At 44.4% G+C, this 24,996-nt stretch carries 22 protein-coding genes; 12 read left to right on the forward strand and 10 right to left on the reverse strand.

Features of this window, described 5'->3' with window-relative positions:
- From DYU05_RS13440 to DYU05_RS13465, 6 genes are all read left to right on the forward strand, one after another.
- Window positions 1-1,977 (forward strand): DUF3857 domain-containing protein, encoded by a 1,977-nt coding sequence (locus tag DYU05_RS13440; protein WP_117383622.1) that lies wholly within the window; start codon window positions 1-3, stop codon window positions 1,975-1,977.
- A 52-nt stretch (window positions 1,978-2,029) separates the two neighbouring features.
- On the forward strand, window positions 2,030-3,913 hold the full coding sequence (locus DYU05_RS13445) for a DUF3857 domain-containing protein (protein WP_165852076.1): 1,884 nt from the start codon (window positions 2,030-2,032) through the stop codon (window positions 3,911-3,913).
- Window positions 3,914-3,924: 11 nt separating this feature from the next.
- Window positions 3,925-4,569 (forward strand): leucyl/phenylalanyl-tRNA--protein transferase, encoded by a 645-nt coding sequence (aat, locus tag DYU05_RS13450; RefSeq protein ID WP_117383624.1) that lies wholly within the window; start codon window positions 3,925-3,927, stop codon window positions 4,567-4,569.
- Between the two features lie 11 nt (window positions 4,570-4,580).
- On the forward strand, window positions 4,581-5,168 hold the full coding sequence (gene ruvC, locus DYU05_RS13455) for a crossover junction endodeoxyribonuclease RuvC (RefSeq protein WP_117383625.1): 588 nt from the start codon (window positions 4,581-4,583) through the stop codon (window positions 5,166-5,168).
- Between the two features lie 116 nt (window positions 5,169-5,284).
- The gene (locus DYU05_RS13460) at window positions 5,285-7,753 is read left to right on the forward strand and encodes a TonB-dependent receptor (RefSeq protein WP_205771878.1); all 2,469 of its coding nucleotides are present in this window, start codon (window positions 5,285-5,287) and stop codon (window positions 7,751-7,753) included.
- Window positions 7,754-7,755: 2 nt separating this feature from the next.
- Window positions 7,756-8,919, forward strand: coding sequence for a PepSY-associated TM helix domain-containing protein (locus tag DYU05_RS13465; RefSeq protein ID WP_117383627.1), 1,164 nt, complete (start codon window positions 7,756-7,758; stop codon window positions 8,917-8,919).
- A 26-nt stretch (window positions 8,920-8,945) separates the two neighbouring features.
- Here DYU05_RS13465 and DYU05_RS13470 read toward each other — a convergent pair whose 3' ends face one another.
- The 6 genes from DYU05_RS13470 to DYU05_RS13495 form a co-directional block, all read right to left on the reverse strand.
- The gene (locus DYU05_RS13470) at window positions 8,946-9,959 is read right to left on the reverse strand and encodes a ferredoxin--NADP reductase (RefSeq protein WP_117383628.1); all 1,014 of its coding nucleotides are present in this window, start codon (window positions 9,957-9,959) and stop codon (window positions 8,946-8,948) included.
- Between the two features lie 6 nt (window positions 9,960-9,965).
- Window positions 9,966-10,961 carry a zinc-binding dehydrogenase gene (locus DYU05_RS13475; RefSeq protein WP_117383629.1) on the reverse strand — a complete coding sequence of 332 codons (996 nt, stop codon included), beginning with the start codon at window positions 10,959-10,961 and terminating at the stop codon, window positions 9,966-9,968.
- Between the two features lie 80 nt (window positions 10,962-11,041).
- Complete coding sequence (locus DYU05_RS13480; protein WP_117383630.1) at window positions 11,042-11,653, reverse strand: superoxide dismutase; 612 nt, start codon at window positions 11,651-11,653, stop codon at window positions 11,042-11,044.
- 98 nt (window positions 11,654-11,751) lie between these two features.
- Window positions 11,752-12,219, reverse strand: a complete 468-nt coding sequence (locus DYU05_RS13485) for a nucleoside deaminase (protein WP_117383631.1) — start codon at window positions 12,217-12,219, stop codon at window positions 11,752-11,754.
- Complete coding sequence (locus DYU05_RS13490) at window positions 12,220-12,555, reverse strand: tRNA-binding protein (RefSeq protein WP_117383632.1); 336 nt, start codon at window positions 12,553-12,555, stop codon at window positions 12,220-12,222.
- A gap of 51 nt (window positions 12,556-12,606) precedes the next feature.
- Window positions 12,607-14,433, reverse strand: coding sequence for an FAD-dependent oxidoreductase (locus tag DYU05_RS13495; protein WP_117383633.1), 1,827 nt, complete (start codon window positions 14,431-14,433; stop codon window positions 12,607-12,609).
- An 88-nt stretch (window positions 14,434-14,521) separates the two neighbouring features.
- On the opposite strand from DYU05_RS13495, the gene DYU05_RS13500 reads away from it, so the two are divergent.
- On the forward strand, window positions 14,522-15,058 hold the full coding sequence (locus DYU05_RS13500) for a YfiT family bacillithiol transferase (RefSeq protein WP_117383634.1): 537 nt from the start codon (window positions 14,522-14,524) through the stop codon (window positions 15,056-15,058).
- 255 nt (window positions 15,059-15,313) lie between these two features.
- On the opposite strand, the gene DYU05_RS13505 is transcribed toward DYU05_RS13500, so the two are convergent.
- Genes DYU05_RS13505 through DYU05_RS13520 form a run of 4 tightly spaced genes read right to left on the reverse strand, consistent with a single transcriptional unit; the run spans window position 15,314 to window position 18,506 of the window.
- Complete coding sequence (locus tag DYU05_RS13505) at window positions 15,314-16,732, reverse strand: hypothetical protein (RefSeq protein ID WP_117383635.1); 1,419 nt, start codon at window positions 16,730-16,732, stop codon at window positions 15,314-15,316.
- Between the two features lie 5 nt (window positions 16,733-16,737).
- Complete coding sequence (locus tag DYU05_RS13510; protein ID WP_117383636.1) at window positions 16,738-17,535, reverse strand: hypothetical protein; 798 nt, start codon at window positions 17,533-17,535, stop codon at window positions 16,738-16,740.
- 21 nt (window positions 17,536-17,556) lie between these two features.
- Entirely contained in the window at window positions 17,557-18,057 is a 501-nt protein-coding gene (locus DYU05_RS13515) for a heavy-metal-associated domain-containing protein (protein WP_117383637.1), read from the reverse strand.
- Window positions 18,058-18,113: 56 nt separating this feature from the next.
- Window positions 18,114-18,506, reverse strand: coding sequence for an HYC_CC_PP family protein (locus DYU05_RS13520; RefSeq protein WP_117383638.1), 393 nt, complete (start codon window positions 18,504-18,506; stop codon window positions 18,114-18,116).
- A gap of 219 nt (window positions 18,507-18,725) precedes the next feature.
- On the opposite strand from DYU05_RS13520, the gene DYU05_RS13525 reads away from it, so the two are divergent.
- From DYU05_RS13525 to DYU05_RS13540, 5 genes are all read left to right on the forward strand, one after another.
- The gene (locus DYU05_RS13525) at window positions 18,726-19,697 is read left to right on the forward strand and encodes an aldo/keto reductase (protein WP_117383639.1); all 972 of its coding nucleotides are present in this window, start codon (window positions 18,726-18,728) and stop codon (window positions 19,695-19,697) included.
- A gap of 4 nt (window positions 19,698-19,701) precedes the next feature.
- Complete coding sequence (locus DYU05_RS13530; RefSeq protein ID WP_117383640.1) at window positions 19,702-20,514, forward strand: helix-turn-helix domain-containing protein; 813 nt, start codon at window positions 19,702-19,704, stop codon at window positions 20,512-20,514.
- A 154-nt stretch (window positions 20,515-20,668) separates the two neighbouring features.
- Window positions 20,669-20,836, forward strand: a complete 168-nt coding sequence (locus tag DYU05_RS21145; protein ID WP_165852077.1) for a hypothetical protein — start codon at window positions 20,669-20,671, stop codon at window positions 20,834-20,836.
- A 14-nt stretch (window positions 20,837-20,850) separates the two neighbouring features.
- On the forward strand, window positions 20,851-22,023 hold the full coding sequence (locus tag DYU05_RS13535) for a glycosyltransferase family 4 protein (RefSeq protein WP_117383641.1): 1,173 nt from the start codon (window positions 20,851-20,853) through the stop codon (window positions 22,021-22,023).
- Between the two features lie 129 nt (window positions 22,024-22,152).
- The gene (locus tag DYU05_RS13540; RefSeq protein ID WP_235854020.1) at window positions 22,153-24,942 is read left to right on the forward strand and encodes a TonB-dependent receptor; all 2,790 of its coding nucleotides are present in this window, start codon (window positions 22,153-22,155) and stop codon (window positions 24,940-24,942) included.
- Window positions 24,943-24,996 lie beyond the last annotated feature (54 nt).

The raw sequence follows: 24,996 nt of genomic DNA on the forward strand, positions 1-24,996 counted from the left end.
ATGAACCGCCTTTTCGCTGTGCTACTGGCTTGTTTGCTATCGTTTGTAGCTAAAGCCCAAACCCCCGTTGTACCCCAAGTTCAACCTTTCGGAAAAATATCAAATGCTGATCTTGAAATGAAATCCTGTGATTTCGAGCCTGATGCAAATGCACTGGTTTTGTTTAATCAGGGAGAAGCATACTATGATCATAATGTTGATCTGTCTATGACCATTCACAAGCGTATTAAAATATTCAATGATCACGGCAAAAATGAAGCTAATATCAGGATAGAATACGTAAGTGGCGGTCACCGTGAGTACATAACCGGGCTACAAGCACAAACCATTAACCTTGTTGATGGTAAGCCGGAGATAATCAAACTTGATAAGAAACAGGTATTTACAGAAATCGTTGATAAAAACCGTTCAGCGCTTGTCTTTAGTATGCCAAATGTAAAAGCCGGTTCTGTAATAGAATATAAATACGTGTGGAATTCTAACGACATAAGCGACTTTCCTGATTGGTATTTCCAGGAGAGCATTCCCACTCGTTACAGCGAGTTTGTTACCATGATACCAGACTTTATGGAGTTCAAAATAAAGGCGAACATTACTAAATCACTGGTTAAAATGGACAGATCAAGCGAAGCTCGTAGCACAGGAACCGGCAGCAGCGCCATTTCTTACTCGCTTGAAAAGGAGACCCGTGCAATGGCTATGGTTCATTCCTTGCCCGATGAGCCCTATATGTCGGCAAAGGCTGATAATCTGGAATCGATAGTGCACCAGCTTACAGCTGTCCGCCCGTTTGGCACGTTTACTAAAAGCTTTTCAGATACCTGGAATAAAGTTGCCGGTTACCTTGTAGATGATGAAGATTTTGGCGCGCAGTTTAAGCGTAAACTAACGGGTGAGGAAGCAATTATAGCTAAAGCAAAGTCGATGGCTACTGATGAGCAACGTATGGCATACATTTTTAGCGAGGTAAAAAATGCTATGAAGTGGAATGGCGTTGATCGCTGGTACACCAACGACGGAACTGTTAAAGCCTGGGAGAAGAAGACAGGGAACTCCACAGAGATCAACCTGATACTTTACCACTTGCTTAAACAAGCAGGACTTAAGGTGTACCCGATGATTGTAAGCACACGCGACCACGGTAAGGTTGTGCCTTATTATACGTTTTTATACCAGTTTAACAGAACAGTAGTGTATGTTGAGGCGCCTGATGATAAAACCTTTGTGCTTGATGCAACAAACAAATACAACGCTTATCACGAAACTCCATCTAACATACTTAATGGCATGGGGCTGTGGGTAGATAAAGAGAAAAAAACATTTGATAAAATATATCTGGCGCATACTGCACCTGTTCGTAATGTAATCATGCTCAATGCCGCAATTAAGCCGGGAGGTAAAATGAGTGGAACCGCCCAGATCAACAGCTTTAGCTATAATCGTACAAGCGCGTTGGACCACTATAAGACCGACGGCGAAAAGAAGTACATAGAATATCTTACAGATAAGAATAACAGTCTTAAAATATCAGCATTAAAAATTGAGAACATGGAAGCTGATACACTTCCACTTGTGCAAAATGTTGACTTTGATATGGACCTGACCGGTTCTGATGAGAACTATATATACTTCGTTCCCAACTTATTCTCCACCCTGCGCACCAATCCATTCCTTGCCGAGAACCGTTTCACTGATGTGGAGTTTGGGTACCGTAATAACTACATGCTTAATAGCACCTTTTCAATTCCTGCAAATTACAAAGTTGAAGCCTTGCCAAAAAGTGTAAGTATGATGATGCCTGACAGCAGCATTGTTTTTAGGCGGTTTATAGCAAATGACGCTGATAAAGTAGTGGTTAGATATACCATTGATTATAAAAAGGATACTTATTCAAAGGGAACGTATCCTGAGTTCTTTGAATTCTGTAAGAAAATGTATGAAATGCTTAATGAGCAAGTAGTGTTAAAAAAGTCCTGATTATATGCAAAGCTCATTTAGTAAAGTATTATTTCTTGCATCAGTCGCTTTGATGCTTTCAATTATCAGTGTTAAAGCTCAGCAGGTTCCTAAAGATGCTTACCTCGCGGCCGCCATTCCCGATTCGCTTAAAGAAGAAGCAAACTCTGTGGTGCGCTACAGCCTGGAGGAGATGATTGTTAAAGGGCCCGGTAAAGCAACTATAAAACAACATACAATAGTAACGGTGTTAAACGAGAAAGGGAACGATGAGGCATCTATAGCGCTTTCGTACAATCGCAAATTCAACACTGTTGGCTCCTTTGAAATGAAAGTGTTCGGGCCTATGGGAAACTTGCTCAAAAAATATCATAAAAGCGATATGTATGATCATTCTGCTGTAAGCGGTGAAACCATAGTTACCGATGACAGGGTACTGCTGGTTGGCCATACTATAGCTTCTTATCCATGTACAATAGAGATGACTTATGATGAAGACTTTAAAAGCCTTACTGATCTTAGTTCATGGCTTATACAGGATGAAGAGCAGTCTGTGCAAAATGCCTATTGTCGTATTAATGTTGCCAGTAATGCGGGATTTAGGTATAGTTTAAAAAACACCACTATCAAGCCCGAGAAAGCCGTTGACGGAGAGAGCGATGTTTACACCTGGAAGGTGTCAAATTTGAAAGCCTTCAAGCTTGAAGAAGGTGCACAATCATGGCAGGTGCTACCCCGCATACGTTTTGCATGTGGTAATTTTGACTATTACGGAGTACCCGGAGATATAAGCAGCTGGCAAAATTTTGGCAAGTTTATACAGATGTTAAATGCCGATGTTTGCAACTTAAGCCCGAAACGTATTGAAGAAATAAGGACTATGACTGCCGATCTGAAAACTGATAAGGAAAAAGTCATGTTCCTGTATAACTATCTTCAAAAAAACATGCGATACGTTAGTGTGCAGCTTGGTATTGGCGGACTAAAACCGTTTCCTGCGAGTTTCGTAGACGAAAAGAAGTATGGGGACTGTAAGGCGCTTTCCAATTACATGTACGCGCTGTTAAAGGCGGTAGACATTCCTGCTCATTATGCAATAGTAAGGGCAGGGACAAACGAAGAACCGGCAGATGTAAGTTTTCCTTACAATTCATTTAATCACGTTATTGTGTGTGTGCCATTGAAAGGAGATACCACTTGGTTGGAATGTACTAGCACCACCCAGCCATTTGGAAAGCTAAGTACTTTTACTGAGAATCGAAACGCCTTGCTAGTAACGCCCGATGGTGGTAAACTGGTTAATACACCGAGGAGCAAAGAAGCGGATAACCAATTTAACAGCGAAGTACATATAAGTTTATTAGCAGATGGCGGCGCAAGAGCCAAGGTTAAGATAATGAGCAGCGGCGTCTATCGCTCAGACTATATCGAAATGGCATCCCTTAAAACAGATGAGCAAAAAGAATATCTGATAAGGGTAATGAACATGAAACAGCCATCAATGCTGGAGTATGCCCCTGGGAAAGATGCAGATGGAGTTAAAGAGGTAGAGCTGAACCTGGAATATGACAAGTTTTGCGATATAACAACAGGAAGTAAGCAGTTCTATCGTCCGCGGGTATTTGACTTGTGGAGATTGACGTTGCCCCCTGCCGAAAAACGCCGGTCCGCCTACTTTTTTGAGCAGCCGATGCAAAAGGCATGTGTAACAACTATAGACTTACCCGAAGGCTTTGAAGTAGAAATGTTACCGACAAACCAGACACTTAAATTTACTTATGGGAATTACGAGGTAAATTACGGATACAACTCTGCAAAGAACCAGGTTGTAAGTACCGCAAAGTTTAATCTTAGTAATCAGGTAATACCAGCTGCAAAATATAAAGAGATGCAGGAGTACATTGAAAATATTGCAAAAGCTCAGAATAAAAAATTGGTGATACGGCGCAAAGCCTAAATTAGCGCCTGATGATATTCAGGTTAGATGAGCGTTTGTTATTTCCCGATCCAGCGTTAGCCGAGGAGGATGGTTTACTGGCTGTCGGTGGTGATCTTTTACCGGAAAGATTGCTGCTGGCTTACAGCAAAGGCATATTCCCCTGGTACAGCGAGGAGGACCCAATTCTTTGGTTTTCTCCTCACCAAAGATTTGTACTCTTTCCCGAAAGGTTGAACGTCTCAAAGTCCATGCGGAAAGTGATCGGTTCCGGGGAGTTTAACATTACTGTCAATAAAGCTTTCGAAAAGGTAATAGAAGCGTGTTCACTTATCCCTCGTGAAGGGCAGGATGGTACTTGGATTACTGATGAAATGAAAGAAGCTTATATAAACCTGCATGGGTTAGGGCATGCACACTCTGTTGAAGCATGGAAGGATGGCCAGCTAGCAGGTGGGCTTTATGGCGTGCAAGTAGGTAATGTATTTTGCGGGGAGAGTATGTTCAGCAAAGTAAGCAATGCCTCCAAAGCTGCCTTAATATGGCTTTGCCAGTCAGGTAAATTCGTTATGATAGACTGCCAGGTACATACACCGCATCTGGAGAGCATGGGTGCAGAAATGATAACTAGAGAAGAATACCTCAATATCTTAAATAAAGCCACCCCTAAGCTGTAACTTTGCAGCAGATGGAACAGCTGAATAATAAAGAGCGCATAATTTTAGGGATTGACCCGGGTACAGCTGTTATGGGTTATGGCCTGATTATAGAAAAGGGCGCTAAAATGGAACTGATGAGCCTGGGTGTGGTTAAGATGGAAAAGATAGACGACCACATGCTTAAGCTTCAGCGTATCTTTGAAAAGACTGTTGCCCTTATTGATAATTATAAACCAGACTGTTTAGCTATAGAGGCTCCCTTTTACGGAAAGAACATTCAGGTGATGCTTAAGCTGGGTAGGGCACAGGGGATGGCCATTGCTGCGGCTTTATCCAGGAATATAGAAATCACTGAGTATGCCCCTCGTAAAATAAAGCAGTCCATTACAGGTAACGGAAACTCCACAAAAGAGCAGGTGGCAGCAATGCTGCAACGGTTGCTCAACTTTAAAGAAACCCCAGAGTTCCTGGACGCTACCGATGGCCTTGCTGTTGCTGTTTGCCATTCTTTCCAACGCATGCCTGTAACCTCGTCAGGTAAAGCCAAAAAGAGCTATTCGGGCTGGGAAACCTTTGTTAAGGATAACTCATCACGAATCAAATCCACTAATAAGTAGCAGGTTATTTATAATTGTTCTAAATAATTTGGAACTATAGTCATTGAAGTGTACTTTTGACGCATTATTTATAATTAGTCTTAATAAGTATACGACAGAAACTATATTCTTACCACATGACAAATCCCCTACCTTTCTCTTTAAAAGTTTTTTTGTTCTCGATAATTGCGGTACTATGCAGCTTGCAAATGACATTTGCGCAAACACGCGGCACCCTTAAAGGCAAAGTGGTATCCTCTAAGAACGAACCTGCAGCCAATGTATCTGTTGGTCTTGAAGGGACTGGTTTTGGTTCAACAACCAACGACCTTGGCGAGTTCTCTTTTAGGGCTCCTGCCGGAACATACAAAATTATTATTTCTTATGTAGGTGTAGAAACTGTACAAGTACCGGTAACTATTACAGCTGGCGCGGTTACAGACGTATCCGAAATAAAAGTTAATGCAAAGCTAAGTCAGCTTACCGAAGTAAACGTTATAGCGAGTCGCGCTAACAAGTTCACAGCGAGAGTTAGTACAGATGCTGCAAAAATACCGTTAGCACCTCTTGAAAATGCTCAGAGTTATACTACTGTTACCGGTGAACTTTTAAAAGAGCAGCAGGTTTTTAATGTTGAGGACGCCTTGCGCAACGCGCCGGGTATTCAAAAAATGTGGGATGCAACTGGTCGTGCCGGCGATGGTGGCGGCTACTTTACACTACGTGGTTTTACAACACAAACGCGTGTACGCAACGGCATAGCAGGTTTGGTAACCAGCGGTATTGATGCCGTTAATCTAGAGAAGATAGAAGTAATAAAAGGCCCGTCGGCTACTTTGTTTGGCAGCAACGTAACTTCATTTGGGGGGTTGATAAACAGGGTGACCAAAAAGCCTTATGAAAGCTTTGGTTTAGAAATCGGCCACACTGTAGGTAATTACGACCTGAACCGTACCAGCATAGACCTGAACACACCACTCGGCGCAAACGTTGCTTTCCGTTTAAACTCTTCTTATAACTACGAGGGCAGCTTTCAGAATTATGGCAAGAGCCGGACCTTTGCGCTTGCACCAAGCTTAGCTATTAAGGCAACCGATAAGTTATCATTCCTTTTAGAGAGTGAAATGTTCTTTAGCCGTACTGCAGCCAAACCGTTCTTCTTCTTTTATGATTCGCCGAAGGCAATGGGTATCACGAATGTTAGTCAGCTTAACATAAACTATAAAAATGCGTACTCCAACGATGATGTAACATCTTACAGTCGCAGTTTAAACTACTTTGCAACTGCTAATTATAAGTTTTCGGATAAATTTACCTCACAAACTGTATTCTCCTCATCCAACAGTTTTTCTAACGGACCGAGCCCATATTTTTACCTGATAACCGATGCCACAGCTGCTACGTTGGCACCCGGCACACCAGATCTTCCTGGAAATAACAATTACATTTTCCGCAACGATCAATCAACCTTTAACAGTAAGCTGAATGCTATCGAGATTCAGGAAAACATTAACGGAGATTTCAATACAGGATCACTGCGTCACCGCTTTGTTGTAGGATTGGATTTTCAACGCCAAAACTCAAATCAAATATTCTATGGAAATGCTTATGGTGTAGTGCCAATAAACGATCCCAGCTTTGATTATGGCTCTTTTAATAAGCTATTAGTTGACAAGACTAATGCTGCAAACCCAATTTCAGCTGCTACCGTTTATCCTTACATATATAGAACCAACACTTATAGTGCTTACGCGTCCGACGTAATTAATCTTACTGAAACGTTAATTGCCTCTTTGGGAGCACGTGTTGATCGTTACGAAAATAAAGGAAATTACAGCTACACAGGTGATCAAACAACTGCACCCTTTAATCAAACCGCATTTTCACCAAAACTTGGTTTGGTGTATCAACCGATAAAGGATCAATTATCTTTGTTCGGCAACTACCAGAATGGATTTGTTAACCCGGGCGTTTACAATAACAGCGAAGGTACGCCACTTGTAGCCAAACTACAGAACGCTAATCAAATTGAGGGCGGTGTTAAGCTTGGGCTATTTAACGGAAAGCTAAACGGTACGTTAAGTTACTATCGTATAAGATTGACAAACGTGCTGCGTGCAGATCCAAATTCTCCAGTTTTTGGGCAGATACAGGACGGTATCCAAATAAGCAAGGGTTTCGAAGCTGAGATCATTTCTAATCCTATAGCATCCATTAATATTGTTGCTGGTTTTGCATACAACAATTCTAAGTTTACTGCCGGCTCTCCAGATGTACAGGGCCTGCGTCCTAACACCGCCGGCTCGCCTTACCTGGGTAACTTTTACGTAAGCTACCGTCTGCCTGGCAGTGTAATCAAAGGCATGGGTTTGGGCATTGGCGGTAACTATGCAAGCAAAAACAAAGTTATAAATAGCGTGAGCCAGGGTACTTTCGAACTTCCGTCATACACGGTGCTGAACGGCAACGTATTTTTCGACAGGGCTAAATACCGCTTTGGTTTAAGCGCTAACAATTTTACCAACAAGCATTATTATACCGGTTTTACCACCATTAACCCACAGAAGCTGCGCCAGTTTGTATTAAGCGCATCTTATAAGCTGTAAGCATGTCCCCTATAAAAAAGGTCATATTGTTTTGCCACCGCTGGCTCGGATTAATTTCCGGGCTTGTGGTGTTTATAGTTAGCATTACCGGTTGTATCTTTTGTTTTCAGGATGAGATACAGGACGCCATGTACAGCTACAGACATGTGAATACCAAAGGGGAGTACCTGCAGCCAAGCAGGTTAGTAGCTAATGTTAAAAAGCAATACCCCAAGGGCTCGCCGGATTACATTTACTACTACGGTGTAAATCGTCCCGCAGGCGTATTGACCAACATGGGTAAAGATGGTTTCGAATATGTATTCCTTAACCCTTATACCGGTGAAATAACCCACCACGAAAAGCCGCAAACTAATTTCTTCATTATCGTAGAATACATTCACCTTTATTTGCTGCTGCCTCCAGCAATAGGTAAATGGGTGGTTGGTGTATCGGTTATTATATTTATGGTGATCATGATAACGGGGCTAATCTTGTGGTGGCCTAAGCGTAAATCAGACCGCAAACGCAGCTTTACTATTAAATGGGGCGGCAGATGGCTCAGGGTAAATTACGACTTGCATAACGTACTTGGATTTTACGCTACATCTATTGCTCTGATATTAGCCATAACCGGCCTGGCAATAGCTTTTGAGCCTGTAAGCAAAGCTATTTACAAGGTGGCAAATTTGGGAACAAATGTTAAAAATGAAGTTGTTGAGCCAAAGTCTGATTCGTTAAAGAGAGCAGGAGTTTCCGATAAACCGGTTATAGATATTGCATTTAGTTATGCCAGGAAACACGCACCGGATGCGCAGATGTTCCTGATACATAATGATCCATCTGTGGCCGGAGCCATAGGGGTGGGTGCCTACGCGAAATCTATGCACTATTCTCATGCAAACGGATGGGAGTTTGATAAGTACAATGGCAAGCTGCTTAAGGCTTATATCTATGATAAAAAGAGCCCCGGTCTTAAGCTTACCGAAATGAACTACGACATCCACGTAGGCCAGATACTTGGCCTGCCCGGTAAGATCATCGCGTTTTTAGTAAGCTTGATTTGCGCTAGTTTGCCGGTTACGGGATTTATTATCTGGCTTGGTAAACGTAAAAAGCCCAGGGGTAAAAAAGTAAAAGTAGCGGTACATCGTAAAACTCACAAAAAGCAATTAGCTGCTGTATAAATAACAATGCGGAATAGTTCGCCTTATTATTTATATTCTATTACCACATCATCAGTAATAGCATGCCCTGTACAGGTGAGTATCCAGCCTTGCGACAAATCTTTTTCTGTAAGTACATCATTCCTTACCATTTCTACTTTGCCGCTTTTGCAGTAAGCTACACATGCTGAGCAAACACCGTTGCGGCAGCTGTAAGGAAGTTGTATTTTGTTTTGCAGGGCTGCCTGAAGTATAGATTGATCCTCCCCTTGCTGCACATCGTGCAGTTCGCCATGTATAGCGATCTTAATGTTTTTGGGAGGAAAGTTTTTGTAGGTTTTACTCACCGAAACGGCATCCACCACAAAGTTTTCTCTACGGATCTTATTATCTTCAATGTGCATATAATGCAGGCTAAGCCTTATCATACGCATGTAGGTAAATGGTCCACACAGGTAGAATTCTGCCCTGCCTTTATCAAAGCACATCAGTTTATTTACCAGTTGCTCCACTACAAGGTTATTCAGCCTTTTTGCTTCGCTACTCAGCAGGTGTACTAAGTTAAATCGGTCTTTAAAGTTAATGGCAAGCTCCTCAAGTTCGTTCCTGAAAATAATGTGTGCCACGCTTTGGCTGCTGTAGATCAGATGTACTTTGCTTGCACCCGGACGGTTAAGAATGTACTTTAATTGTGAGAATACCGGTGAAATGCCACTGCCGGCAGCAAAAAGAAAAATATCTTTCTGATCATCGTGATTGCTCACCGTAAATTTTCCTGCTGGTTCGGCAGCAAACAGAATGTCGCCGGGATGAACCTTGGTAAGGAGGAAACGGGAAATTTCGCCGTTCACTACCCGCTTTACGGTTATGGCTAGAAGCTCCTCGTCCGGTGATGAGCTTAATGAGTAGGAGCGCCTGATCTCCTCGTTATGATGCTGGAATATGAGCGTGAGGAACTGCCCTGCCGAATACCTGATTTTTTCTGCAGATGTGGTACTTAAATAGAAAGTGGCTGTGTCGGGTAATTCCCTTTTAATACTGTCAACCCTTAACTTGATCATGATTAATTACGACACCTGTAAAACCAACTTGCCGAATTGCGACGACTTACCCATCTTGTCGATAGCCTGTTTAGCTTCAGCCAAAGGAAATACTTCGTCAATTACCGGGGTTATTTGATGTTCTTTAACAAAGTTCATCATTGCGGAAAACTCGTTGTTTGTACCCATAGTAGTACCTAGCAACTGGAGTTGCTTCCAAAATAAAGGCCTCGCGTTTATCTCAGGGATATCGCCTGCCGTTCCGCCGAAGAACACAATACGCCCGCCTGGATTACAAAGGTCCGGAATTTTAACGAAGTTAGGACCTAGGGCACTGTCAACCACTATATCAAAGCCGCCTGCTAATTGTTTAAGTTGCTCTGCCCAATCTTGTGCTTTATAACTTACGCCTGCGGCTGCACCTAATTGTTTAGCCTTTTCAATCTTTTCACCACTACCAGAGGTGACAAAAACCTGGCATCCTGCAGCTACAGCCCACTGCAGCAGGAAGGTTCCTGTTCCGGCACCTACTCCAACAACAAGCACTTTATCGCCTGCTTTCGCATGCGCCTTACTGAATAAAGCACGATATGCTGTTAAACCAGCAAGCGGAAGCGCTGCAGCCTGCTGCCAATTTAAGTGCGCAGGTTTACTATGCAGTTGTGCGGCACTTACCTTAACGTATTTTGCTAGCGTGCCGTCATCCGGCAGCCCCAGTATTTTAAATTCTTTTGATTGAAACTCGGCGTGTTCGCCCCAGTTAATGGACGGATTTATAATTACCTCTTTATTCAACCATTCTTCTGCGCCGGCGCCTGCTTCGGTGACAATGCCTGCTCCGTCGGCACCTAAAATGGTTGGGTACTTTATACCAGCGTACTTGCCAATAGTTATCCAATAATCGCGACGATTGAGTGCTGCGGCTTTTATTTGTACCAGCACTTCACCTGCCCCGGGCACAGGCTTATCAACATCTTTGTATACCACAGGGTTTTCGGCAGATTCGAGAACGATAGCTTTCATATTTTAAAAATAAAAAAGCGGCAGTATTGTTTCCAATCTGCCGCTTGTATTTCAATATTTCCCCTAAAGGAACAAGATAATTATGCGGTTGCTTTTGTGTACAACTCAGACACGTGTGCCCAATTGATAACATTCCAGATAGCAGCTAGGTAATCCGGACGGCGGTTCTGGTATTTCAGGTAATAAGCATGCTCCCAAACGTCAATCCCTAATATTGGAGTGCCTTTTACTTCGGCAATGTCCATCAACGGGTTATCCTGGTTAGGAGTTGATGTAACCGCTAGCTTTTTATCTGCAGTAACAACCAACCATGCCCAGCCAGAGCCGAAACGGGTAGCACCTGCTTCAGATACTTTCGTCTTGAAATCGGCAAAAGAACCAAAGGTGCTCTTAATGGCGTCAGCTAATGCGCCGGTAGGTTCACCACCGCCATTCGGCGACAATAAGGTCCAAAATAAAGTATGGTTATAGTGGCCACCGCCATTGTTGCGTACAGCAGCAGGGTACTTAGAGATGTTTTTGATAATGTCTTCTATTTTACCATCAGCTTCAGGCTTGCCTTCAAGTGCTTTGTTAAGGTTGGTAACATAAGCCTGGTGGTGTTTGCCATGGTGAATTTCCATGGTTGCTTTATCAATATGCGGTTCCAGTGCATCGGTAGCGTAAGGTAACGCCGGTAGTGTAAATGCCATAGTGTTTTAGTTTAATGGTTAACAATGTGTTGCCCAGCAAATATAAGCGGCGAAACCAATTATTGTTCTAAAGAAATGTCATTTAATGGTTCAACTAGCTATCTCTTGCTCTTAAAAAAATCTTTCACCAATTGTGAACATTCGTTCTCAAATATGCCCCCGGTAATGAGGGTCTTGGGATGGGTGATCTTTTGATTAAGCCTGCCGAAACCCATGCGGGTGTCATAGGCACCAAATACTATTCGGCCTATTTGAAACCAGTAGCTTGCTCCGGCGCACATTACGCAGGGTTCCAGCGTCACATACAGTGTACACTCTTTAAGGTACTTGCCCCCGATATAATTGGTTGCAGCGGTAAGCGCCTGCATCTCTGCATGGGCCGAGACATCGTTAAGCCGTTCGGTTAGATTATGCCCCCGGCCGATGATCTGACCTTTACATACAACTATTGCCCCAATAGGAATCTCGTCTTCTTTAAGTGCCAGTCGCGCTTCTTTAAGCGCCTCGTTCATAAAAAACTCGTCGGGCGATATAGCTGGTTCGTCGTCGAAAGTTACGTATCTCATTTATATAAGCTTACTGCCGTTTGGTACTGGTTTATCAACGGCTGCTAACACTATGTCGCCATTTTCGTCAGCAAATCCCGTCACCAAAAACTCCGACATGAAGTTAGCTATCTGTTTTTTAGGAAAGTTTATTACACCTACAATTTGTCTGCCGGGCAGTTCTTCTTTACTGTAATGCTTGGTAATCTGGGCGCTGGATTGCTTTATGCCAAATGGGCCAAAATCAACGGTTATTTTATAGGCAGGTTTACGCGCCTGGGGAAAATCAGCCACTTCCAATATCGTACCTACGCGTAGTTCTACCTTTTCGAAGTCGTGCCAATTAATGGTGTCCATACACGCAAAGGTATCAAATCGCCTTAATCAATAACAAACGTCACAGAGCACTTAATTAACCAGTTTCCCTGTGAGATCTACTTTTCGTGCAAAAGGGCGGAGATACCGATTGGCCAGAACTGCAAACTCACGACGAGTAACCGGTCTGCTCACATCAAAGGTGGTACTGAACTTGTACTTGGTTTTCCAGTTCGCCTGCATAACCCTTAAAAGCGTTTGCGGATCAGTAAGTGACATCTCGCTAATGTAGGACAGCAAATTTCCTAATGTGAATTTTTCGCCAGGGCTGGTCCGATTAAACCAAAGAAACGAACGCGTGTAAGCGTCGTTCAAAAAGGGTTTTACTTCCGCGGTATACACAATGGTATCCGGCATAAAAAGTACCTGTGCGCTATTGCCGGTAATCTTGAGAATGCCTTGAAGCATGCCCGTAGCGCCAATTTGCTGTACGTCCCGGTAAGCCGAATCTGTTTTTGGAATATCCGCGAACGGCATTATCGAACCGCCGTAAATCATGATCTCCTCCTGGATCTTACGCGCATCAATTTCTTTTGTGGTCTTTTTAAAAAAGGCGCACCATGCCGCAGACGCACCAACACCTTGGCCGAGCGTCATTTGTACCGAAGGGTACATAGTGCTGGCATTTACAAGGTGAGTTACAGACAGTGCCTTTTCGGTAACGAATAGGTTTTCCTGATCTTTGGCGATTACTGCGCCTAACGGAATAGTGTACCCGGGAAATGGCGGGTACTTTATCTTAGGCGCTCCGGGTGTAATGTAACTCTGCCCGGGCATAGCATCGCCTATGCCGATAGATGTGCGGTAAAGTTTTGAGCCTCGGTCATAAGGGGTATAGATATCATCAAGCACCATGCGCACCAAGCCCATTGCACGCCGGTTCTCCCGAATGTATGGGATAAGCGGCAGGTGATCTTTGGTTGGAAACTCATCTGACAGGCCAAAGTTCTTATACCCAAGCTCTGTTTGCAAGTAGTAGATTAACCCTAGCGTACGGAGACGTGCTTGCTTAAAAGTATTCTCCCGATCTTCGGGTAACAAGTCGTTTGAAGTTACAGAATACTGGTTGCCACAATCCGCCCAATTAATCATGTATTTGTCGTTGATAAGTGCGCCGCTTGCCAGCAGTTTAGGGATAGAAGCTTTTTTTAAACAAGTATATAACGATGGATTGTAACCTTCTGGTTTTGCTATGGTCTTGTTAGCTGCCTTGCCAAAATCTTTGAGGATAGCTATCCAACTAATATCTTGTATCTGGTTGGTGGCATTGTCTGGTGCCTGCTGTTCGCCGGTATCTTTTCGGCTGTCAAACCCGCTATTAAATAGTACACCCGCCTTTGCAGCTGCATCACCAAGCTCGGTTGCATCCACTAGTGCGCGGGCCTTTACGATATCGGTTTTGCCGTTAATGGTGATGGCAACTTCCCAGCCTGTACCGTCTTTTTTTACTGTGGTAAAGGGGGTACTTAGTTTAACTGTCAGGTTTTTAACTGTATCCGTCCATTTTTTCAGGATAGAAGCGCCTACTGAAGGTTCAAATGCAAGCACGGCATTCCTGGTAGTGTCATATCCCAGCCTTGTTTTGTAAAAGTTATTCACTCGTCCCCTGAATTCAGCATAAATGCCGGATGGTAAATTGCGGTTGGCTTCCAGTATGCACATGCCGCCGCTAGTCATGCTGCCGCCTAACCATGGTCCTTCTTCTACGAGCAATGTTTTTACGTTACTTCGGGCGCTTTGTATAGCCGCCGCAACTCCGCTGGCTCCGCCGCCAAGTACCAGCACATCGGTTTTAATAGTTTCGGCATGGACGTATGTGGAGATGAAAAACAGTAGGAGGGGGAGGATTTTTTTGATCATCGGTTAGCAAAACAACTACAAAACGCTAAATTAGGGCAAATCCTTATCAGGACTGTATAAATTAATTCTCCTAACCTAACAAAAAGACATGACAGACGAGCAAATGAAATACCCTATCGGGAAGTTTGTACCGCCGGTAACCTATATAGCTGAAGATAAGCGCAAATGGATAAGTGAACTACGCACCCTGCCCGGCAAAATGCGCAATGCCATAATGCCCCTGAACGATCGTCAGTTAGATACACCCTACCGTACCGGGGGATGGACGCTGAGACAGGTTGTACACCACGTAGCAGACAGCCACATGAATTCGCTTATGCGGTTTAAACTTGCACTTACCGAGGAAAACCCAACTATAAAGCCCTACGAGGAAGCAGACTGGGCGCTGTTACCCGACTATCGCCTGGCATCCGAGCCTTCGCTGAGGATGCTGGAGGGCATACACATACACATGGTGGCCTTGTTTGAGACGCTTACCGAGGAGCAATGGGACCGTACTTTTTATCACCCAGCTTCCGGTGAGGCCGTAACCTTGAAGAAAGGTTTGGCGCTTTATGCCTGGCACGGAAAGCACCACCTGGCACACCTTACCGAGACCATTAAGAAATTTAACCAAGTGCAGTAAAGTGTTCAAAAGTGTTCAGCTTTTTTGAGTACATGCTGATTTGAACACTTTTGAACAGCTCGGCAAAACTCTGAAAAATCGTTGTAAATAGCATCAATAAGCAGGTTTTTGGCAGGAAATCTTAACAGCAACCTGCAAAAACCACACTTATTTTACAGGCTATTTTAACATAAATTTGCAAGTAATAGTATTTATTACAGGTGTAAATGCCAAGCTGTGGTTAACAAAAAAGGCGGTCTGAAAAGACCGCGTTTTTTACATGTTCATGGTGTTCATGCTGCTTCGTTTGCCACCCATTTTCATGAGTGCGGGCGTGATGCGGAGGTACACCTGGAACCCGATAGGAGCAGACCCATACAGCGGCCTAAGCACCGTTGGCGATGCATTTACCGTAGCCTGCAGCCCTGCAGTAAGGTTGGTTTGCTTAAAGGTTGTTAGGATGTGGTTAACTCCAAGCGTGATGGCATTTATGTTGAACCTTGGGTCGCCGGGGTACTGGGCTTCAAGATCCAATTCTTCTGCATCCTTCTGTACAAATTCATACCGGCCATAAATCGCCGTCTTATGCAGCTGCAAGCTGCTTTCCAGTAACACGGCGGGCTCGGTGCGGCCATCATGTGAGTTTTGCCCGTACACCAGTGTGGTGGAAATGTAGCTGTCGTCATTCAGCATTTTTGTATGGATGGCTGATGCCGAAAAACGGTCCACATCCTCCTGCGGCTCTGCTTCTTCGGGGCTTTTGAGCCACCCGTTAGACACCTGTAAAGCCCATTCTTTTGTCGGGTTTACAGATAAGCGTACCGAGTAGGAATCAAACTTTGCTTTGTCAAACCCATAACGGTACTCGTCAGGCTCACGTCCGGTAAAAACGGACCCTTCCAGCTTTACATTCTTGTACCTGAAGCCCAGCGTTGCTGTTCCAAACGTAATATGCGTTGCATCCGCATAATGATGGCTCAACGGTGCGTCGGGGTTGTTCATGGCCGAGATGCGGTGCATAAACACCGGCGGCCCTAAAGCAGGTTCGCCTGGGTAACCTACAGATAGTGATACATCCGTGTTTTTCGCAACCCTTTGCGTGTAACCAATGTTCAGTTCTGCAAAAAGGTCATGAGGGTGCTGTCTGTCCACCAGTTTGTTCCCTTTGTATGATTCGCCTGTTTGGTAAAGCAGCGGATAACCACCCGCGCCAACCGTAAAGGGATCAAACGAGAACATGGTGTTTATGGAAAAAAGACCGTTACTGCCAACTTTGCGTTGCGCCATGTACATAAACCAGTTTGGCGCATCAAATTGCTTGCCTCCGCGGCTGCCTTTGTTGAACAAGTCCTGGTTGGTATAGCGTGCAAACACACTTCCGTGTACCATGTGCATCCACTTTTTGCCATGCATCATATACATGTACATTGGGGTTTCGTCAGGCATCCATGATGTGCCGGATCCGTCACGGTTCATGGGCAGGTCCAATGAAAACTGGCTGCTCATCATCATGTGTTTGGCCGTATCTGCATGTGCCATGCCGGGCATATGCATATGATCATGCTGCATAGCCTTTTTTGGCGCAGGCTTATTTGTTGTAGTATCATGCTTCATGTGTTGCATGTGTTCCATATTCTGCGCGTTGGCTGTTAAGGCCCAGGCGCAAAGCAGGAGGAGTACTATATATCTGTTCATGACTGTTAAAGGTTAAAAAAGTTATACTCGAACCGCAGCAGGTACATATTCTTACTGTTGCGTTCCATCGAATTGAACAGTGGTGCGCGATAGGAGAAATCCAGCCGGCAAACACTGTTGAAAATGAATTGGATGGCTGGCGCTACGTCCAGGTAGCTTTGCCCATAGCCGGGATTTGCTTTGCCCAAGAACTCCGCATAAATGTTCATGTTTACCTGGTCGAAACTTTTGTATTGCTTTGGGAACAGAAGGTAACCGGCAGAAAAAGTGTAAGCCAGGGCGTTTTTAGCGCCCGTTACCGGCGTCGCGTCACCCGGATTATCGAACGCGCGCAGATAGCTTGCCGAACCCGATAGCGCCAGCTTGTGCATCAGCTTTGTAAAAACCATCCCTCCCTGCAGACCGGTATTATCGCCCTCCAACGCAATTTCCTGCAGGCTGTAAGGATTACGGCTGATGGCCGCCTTCCCGAACACGGCCCCGCGAAAGTGCGCGTGAACAGTGTCCTGCGAAAAGAACCGATACTTGGCATAAAAGCTTCCGCCCTCGAAGGATTGTTTCGGCCGGTAAAAACCAGACAGGTAAGCCGCGCCGTGCAGCATCAGTTTGCCGCTGGCGCCATACATAGCCTCCAATGTGGTGCGGGTTTTAAAATCCGGAGAAAAGAACCCCTGGTTCTCTATCCGTACACCAAGAGAACGGGCCGCCATATTGCTGGCAGGCTCGGTATTTACATATAACTCCTGCCCAAAAACAGTACATGCCATGGCCATCAGGCAAATAGCCAGTAAAATGCGTTTCATAAAATAGAATTTAGGAAGCGCTTAAATAGCCAGGTGGTAAACTTTTCCGGATGCCGGTGCAGCTGTTTCGGCTGCTTTCCCCAGGTACTTTTTAGATACCGAATTTGGCAGGAACCCTTTATCTACAATCATCAGGGATACTTCTCCGCTTAACGGCTTTTCGGCATTTAAAACCTTGTAGGTGTCTCCGCCATAGGTAAAGGCGTTGTCGGCAAGGGTAGTATTGCTAAAGTTGAAAGTTGGCTTTAAGTAGTTCACAAAAAAGCCGGAACCTTTCACTTTTTTACTGATCTGATCAAAATCTACCGGTACGTCGTTTTTAAAGGTAATAACGTAAACGTTACGGATGAGGTCAGTTTTTATTTCGCCGACAAACGGAAGGGCTTTTAAAGACTTTTCGGTGGTTTTAGCGCACAGCGAGCAGGTAAGGCCGCTTACTTGTAATTCGGCCTTGGTGAACTGAGCTTTTGCAACAGTAACAGTTGCTATAAAAAGAAGGATATAGATTTTTAAAGTTTTCATGAGATCTTAAATTGATAATTTATTAATAAGTGAATTGCAGGAGAGCATTCAACTTATCAGATCCTGAAAACGCAATTTTTTAGGAGCACGGAAATACCCTCGGCCGGAGAGCCCGGTGGAGGGCCGCGATAGCTTAACTTTTCAAGCAAGGCTTGTTGAGCGGCAAGCAGGAAATCGGTAACAGCAAAGCGCGGGAGCTCGAACGTGAAAATGCGGGAGAAAAAGGAGGTAGACTCTTTTTGATGGTCATCCTTAACTTTTACGTCAAGCTTGCTGTCTTTACAGCATTTCATTTTGGCTTTCGCCATCGGCTTTACGCAACTTTTAGCGGGAGCGTTCACCTTAACATCTGCCACATGATCTCCGCAGTAGTGCAGGTTCAATGCAAAGCCAGCCGCTGTAATTGTATACAGTAGCGCCATTAACATTGCTGCGGACCTTTTGATCATATATGCAAATATAGAAGTTAAGTAGGTCAGTTCAAACAAATTAACATTAAGAAAAAAGTATCGCCATTTACCTCGTTGTTTTGAGTAACGAGCGGAACTCGTAATAACACCTATATAAAGCCTGATTTTGGAGCAACTCTAATTTAGTGAGCTGTACAAGCATGATATTTGAGCCGTAGAAGAAACCTGGCGTAGCCTTGAGCGTTGATATTTGTGTTTATGAAAAACATCTCAAAAATACAATTAGGTAAAAATGGCCCGTTGGTATCCGGCCTCGGTTTAGGGTGCATGCGGATGTCGTCTATATGGGGCGGCTCTACGCCCGACGAAACAGAGAGCATCGCTACCATACATGAGGCTTTGGACAATGGCATCAATTTTCTGAACACCGGCGACTTTTACGGCGCTGGTCATAACGAAATGCTGATAGGCAAAGCCATTAAAAACAGGCGCGATGATGCCTTTATCAGTGTGAAGTTTGGTGCTATCTTTCACAACGGTCAATGGCTGGGTTTGGATCTGCGCCCGATAGCTATAAAGAACTTTATAAACTATTCGCTAACGCGTTTAGGTATAGAAACCATCGACCTTTACCAGCCCAGCCGTATGGACAACAGTGTACCGGTAGAAGATATTATTGGAACCGTTGCCGACCTGATTAAAGAAGGTAAGGTGCGGTATATCGGTGTATCAGAAATTACGGCAGACCAGCTTCGCCTAGCGAATAGCGTACATCCGATAAGCGCGCTGGAGATAGGATATTCACTGGCCGACAGGCAAATAGAAGCGGAACTGCTGCCTGCAGCAAAGGAACTAGGTATAGGTGTAGTAGCTTTCGCTAATACAGCCGAAGGCTTACTTACCGGTGAAATGAAGGCGCCGTTACCGCAGAATGACTATCGTAATCATTTCTCCCGCTTTCAGGGTGAAAATCTTACACATAACCTGCAGAAGGTTGAAGTATTAAAGCAGATAGCAGCCAATAAAGGTTATACGCCAACACAAGTTGCAATTGCCTGGGTAAAACAGCAAGGAGAGTACATTATGCCGTTGGTGAGCATGAGCCGCAGATCGCGCTTGCCGGAGAACATTGCTGCAATGGACATTGTGTTTACGCCCGAAGAAATGAACAACTTAAACAGTACTTTTACAACTGGTGCTATACTTGGCGGCACTTATTTGCAACGCTAACCGAATGATCAGTCCGGAAGAAATTCTCCCAGGTGTAATTTTCTATTCGTACCTCTCTGCAGAGCGTAAAGAGAAGATCTGTATCTGGAACCATCATACTTTAATATTGCAGGTGTCGGGCCAATTAACCCTGGAAACTTCGGAGCAAAGCATCTCTATGAGTGGGGAAGAAGTACTGCTGATTGGCAGGAACCAGGTGGGTACGCTTTCTAAAACGCCACTGCCCGGCGGGAACTATGAAACTATAGTGATATCGCTGCAGGAGGACCTCTTAAGGAAGATAGCATTGGAAGAAAAGATTGAGGCAGAACGGAAGTACGTTGGCCCGCCAAACATCCTTATACCTTCTAACGACTTTCTGCAGGGCTATTTCAGGTCCATCATTCCGTATGCCCGTAGTTCCGGAGCAGCTATGACAGACGAAATGGGTATCCTCAAGGTAAAAGAAGGTGTAAAATTGCTTTTACTGGCGTTACCGGGGCTTCGTAATTATTTATTCGACTTTTCGGAGCCGCACAAAATAGACCTGGAAAGATTCATGCTCAGCAATTACCAGTTTAATGTTCCCGTAGAAAAATTCGCGCAGCTTACCGGGCGTAGCCTGGCGGGTTTTAAGCGCGACTTTCAGAAAACCTTTGGCGCCCCGCCCCGCCACTGGCTACAGGACAAGCGACTGAACGCCGCTAAATACCTCATCGAAACCAAAAAACAAAAACCCTCTGCTGTCTATCTTGATCTGGGTTTTAAAAGCTTGTCGCATTTCTCTCATTCTTTTAAAAAGAAGTTTGGCAAGTCGCCAATTACATTGGTGGGTTGATCAGGCAGCTAATTAACTTGCTAGTTATATAAGTAAATGAACCATAATATAAGCGGCCCTCTATGGGCTGCTTTTATTATGGCGGGTTTGATAATACAGCTTTAACATTATTGTTAAATACCGCGCCTAGCTTTACATCAACAAAAACATCACTATGGAAGCGGGCTACACTACAATTGATTTGGTTATGCTTATGATAGCAGCATTGGTGATATGGATGACCATGCGCACCCCTAAGCTTAAATACACAGGCAAACAAACGCTAACCGATGCAAAACAACGGGAGCGTAACCATCAGCAATACCCGTCAGCCTCGATGTAATTTATCATACCCCTATGCAGCATAAGTTAAGGGTGGCGTTTTTTGCCGAAATACTTACGCCCGAACTGGACGGCGCCGTGCGTACCATGTACCAGCTGATAAACCGGATTGACAGTGGCCGTTACGAGTTCTTATTTATATACGGCGAAGGGCCCGTTAACATTAGAAGCTTCAAAAGCGTGCGCGTACCCGCCATAACCGTCCCCATTAACGCAGGCTATTCTCTGGCATTGCCGGTATTCGCTCAAGCCAGGCTCAGCCAGGAATTAGAGCGCTTTAAGCCCGAGGTTGTGCATATAGCTACACCATCTATACTGGGCGAGTTTGGCCTGAATTATGCGAAACAGCATGGCTTACCAATCATAACGATTTATCATACGCATTTCATATCCTATATAGCGCACTACTTTAAGCATCTGCCTTTTCTTATTGACGGTGCCCGGCAATACCTTATACAACGGTACAACAGTTTTTACAACAGTTGCGATCTGATATATGTACCATCGGAAAACATCAAAGCTGAGTTACAGGCGGTAGATATTGAGCCTGAACGAATGCAGATATGGAAACGTGGAATAGACAGTAGGCTTTTTTCTCCCGCAAAGAAGGATGTGAATGCGATTAGCAAACTGACAGGTAACCACCACCCCACTATCCTGTTTGCCAGTCGCCTGGTTTGGGAGAAGAACCTGGAGACGCTTTTTGAAATATATGATGAAATACAAGAGGGTGAACCGAAGGTGAATTTTCTGATCGTAGGTGACGGTGTAGCTCATAAAGCTTGCAAAGCGCGGATGAAGAACGCAATATTTACCGGCAAGCTGAGGCACAGTAAACTTGCTGCACTTTATGCCTCAGCAGATGTTTTTCTGTTTCCTTCCGTGTCTGAAACCTGCGGCAACGTGGTGCTTGAGGCCATGGCTTCGGGCTTGCCCTGCGTAATCGGTAATGGCGGCGGCTCGCGTGATTTTATAAGGAATGGAGAAAATGGCTTTGTTTGTGAGCCGTTTAGCGCTTTGGAGTATGTCGGCAAAATCAGACAGATTTTATATGATGACAAACTTAAAGCATCAATTGTAGAACAGGGTTTGCTTGATAGTAGAACTTACGACTGGGGAGAACTGGCCTCCCGGTACTTTGCAGACCTAAACATGCTTCACCAGCAGCAATCCTTAATTGCTGTTTAACTGTTGATTAAGATCAGCTTATCTCCGGCACTTAACACAGACTTAACACAAAGACGATGTTATGTTAATTCATACCTAACATTGTGCTAACAGTAGGGTAATAGTTTTGTGGCGATAAAAATCCGCAACGTGAAAAAACTCATATCTGCAATAACTATTATCTTATTTACCGCACTTATCCAGGTTGCCAATGCGCAGACCACAGGCAAAATAGGCGGTAAGATTATTGATCAAAAAACAAGCGAAACATTAATTGGTGCCACTATTAATATAGAAGGCACCACCAAAGGCGCCGCTACAGACGTAGAAGGCAAATACTTGCTAAGCGCAGTTGCGCCGGGCAGGTATACCATTGTTGTTCGTTACATAGGCTACCAAAGCAAATCGGTATCAGACATTGTTGTTAAGGCCGGCGAAGTAACCAATCTTGACGTTACACTAGCCCAGGCAACAACACAAGCGTTAAAAGAAGTTGTGGTAAGGGCCACTTACCGCCAGGCTTCGGTAGCATCGCTTTATGCGGTACAAAAAAACGCTGTATCTATATCAGATGGTGTTAGCTCGGAAGTGATTAAGCGCTCACCTGACCGTAACACTGCAGACGTTTTGAAACGTGTAAGCGGTGCAACCATACAGGATAACAAATTTGTGGTTATCCGCGGGTTGAGCGATCGTTACAACACGGCTACGCTTGACGGTGGTTCACTGCCAAGTACAGAAAATAACCGCAAAGCTTTTTCTTTTGACATTGTACCGTCGAACCTTGTAGAAAACCTTACGATTACTAAAACTGCTTCTCCGGATCAGCCGGGCGACTTTGCCGGTGGTTTGATCCAGATTTCTACAAAGGACCTTCCAGATCAGAACTTTATTTCCTTTGGTATTGGTGCAGGTTATAACACTGCCTCTACCTTTAAGGACTTCATCAGCGGTCCTCGTAACGCAACCGACTACTTCGGTTTTGACAATGGCAAACGCCAGTTGGCAAACGGTTTTGCTTCGTCTGCCCAGGTAGCTAATGGCCTTACCCCCGAGCAGAACCTTAACATGCTTCGTTCATTACCAAATGACTGGAACCGGTACGTAAATACTGCATTGCCAACTCAAAATTACCAGTTCTCTATTGGTAAGGTTAAAAATTACGAGAAAAGCGGCAACCGTTTTGGCGCTATCCTCTCGCTTACTTACCGCAACTCACAAAATATTTACAGCGATATTCAGCGCGATTTTTACGGCTACCAGTACAGTGACGACGCGTACAAGTTCAGCACAAACGTTGGTGCTTTGTTAAACCTGGGTTACACCTTCGGTAAAAACAAGATCACCTTTAAAAACGTGTACAACAGGATATTTGATGACCAATACCTTGGCCGCGACGGGCATAACAACTCTGGTTTCGACGTAAACTATTACGCGTTTGACGTACAGCAGAAAGCGCTTTTCAAATCAACCTTAGAAGGTAATCATCCCCTTGGCGAGAAGGGTGCAAAAATCAACTGGAACTTAAGCTACGGCAATGTACTTAATGATCAGCCGGATCAGCGTAAAGCATTGTACACCCGTCAGCAGGGTACAGATAATCCGTTCCTGGCAGTGTTATCATCCCTTACTAAAGAGAACTCGACGCTGTTTGGTAAGTTAAACGAGAATTCATATTCAGGTGGTGTAAACTACAGCACCCCGATAAAGATGTTTACTCAGTCTACCTTTAAGGCAGGTTTAGCCAGCTTATACCGCGACAGAGCTTACAATGTACGGTTCTTAGGCCCGTTGCTTAGCGACCAGGTATTGAACGACCCAGACCTTACCAGGCAAATAGAAAGCCTTCCGCTTAACCAGATATTTTCAAGGAATTTGATCAACGCGGGCTATTACGATCTGAATGAGATCAGCAACATCCCGTCGGATTCTTATAATGCTAACTCGCTTACCAATTCAGGATACCTGATGTTGGATAATAAGTTAACAGAAAAACTTCGTTTAGTTTGGGGAGCACGTGTAGAACAGTTTAACGTAAACGTTACCCCAACCGAGTATAGCAACCCAACTGATAAGGTTCACCAGAATTACACTGACGTATTACCATCTGCAAACTTGACTTATAGTCTTACGGATAAGATAAACCTGCGTGGCTCTTACTCCCGTACGCTTGCAAGGCCAGAATTCAGGGAATTGGCAACGTCCTCTTATTACGATTATGAGCTGCTGGCGTTCCAACAAGGTACACCTACACTTAAACGCACAAATATTGATAACTTCGATGTTCGTTTTGAGCTTTTCCCTTCTGCCGGACAAATCTTCTCCGTATCAGGTTTTTACAAGAAGTTTAACAATGCGATCGAAGCGTATAATGACGACGCTACTTCTACCCGTACTATCCGTTACTTTAACAGCGATTATGCAAAAGTTTACGGCGTGGAGTTGGAGGTACGTAAATCGCTGGACTTTATACAGGCGAGCGATTTCCTGAAGAACACTACCGCTTATGCCAACATTTCGGTTGCAAAATCAACAGCACGCAACCCGGTAAACTCAGGGCTTAACCTTAAGTATGCGGAACGCCAGCTGATCGGCCAGGCGCCATACGTGATCAACGCGGGTGTACAGCATGCCTTCTTCCAAAATAAGTTAACCTTTAATGCGCTGTTCAACCGCGTAGGCCAGCGCCTGAGCGTTGCCGCAGGTGGCCAATATGCCAACGTTTACGAAGTGCCGCGCAGTGTGATAGATGCACAACTGGGCGTGAAGGTTTTAAAGGGTAAAGGCGAACTTAAATTTAACGCCGGCGACATACTTAACCAGCGTATAGGCTTTTACTACGACCAGAATGAAAATAAAAAATATGATAGCGGAGATTACACTCAAAGCAGTTACAAGCCGGGGTCAAACTATTCACTTTCATTTACTTACACCTTATAAGTTAACATAGTATTAACAAAGTCTATTGTTATTTAACACTTATTTAAACGATAC

Origin of the sequence: Mucilaginibacter terrenus (assembly GCF_003432065.1) — a bacterium.
Classification (GTDB): Bacteria; Bacteroidota; Bacteroidia; order Sphingobacteriales; family Sphingobacteriaceae; genus Mucilaginibacter; species Mucilaginibacter terrenus.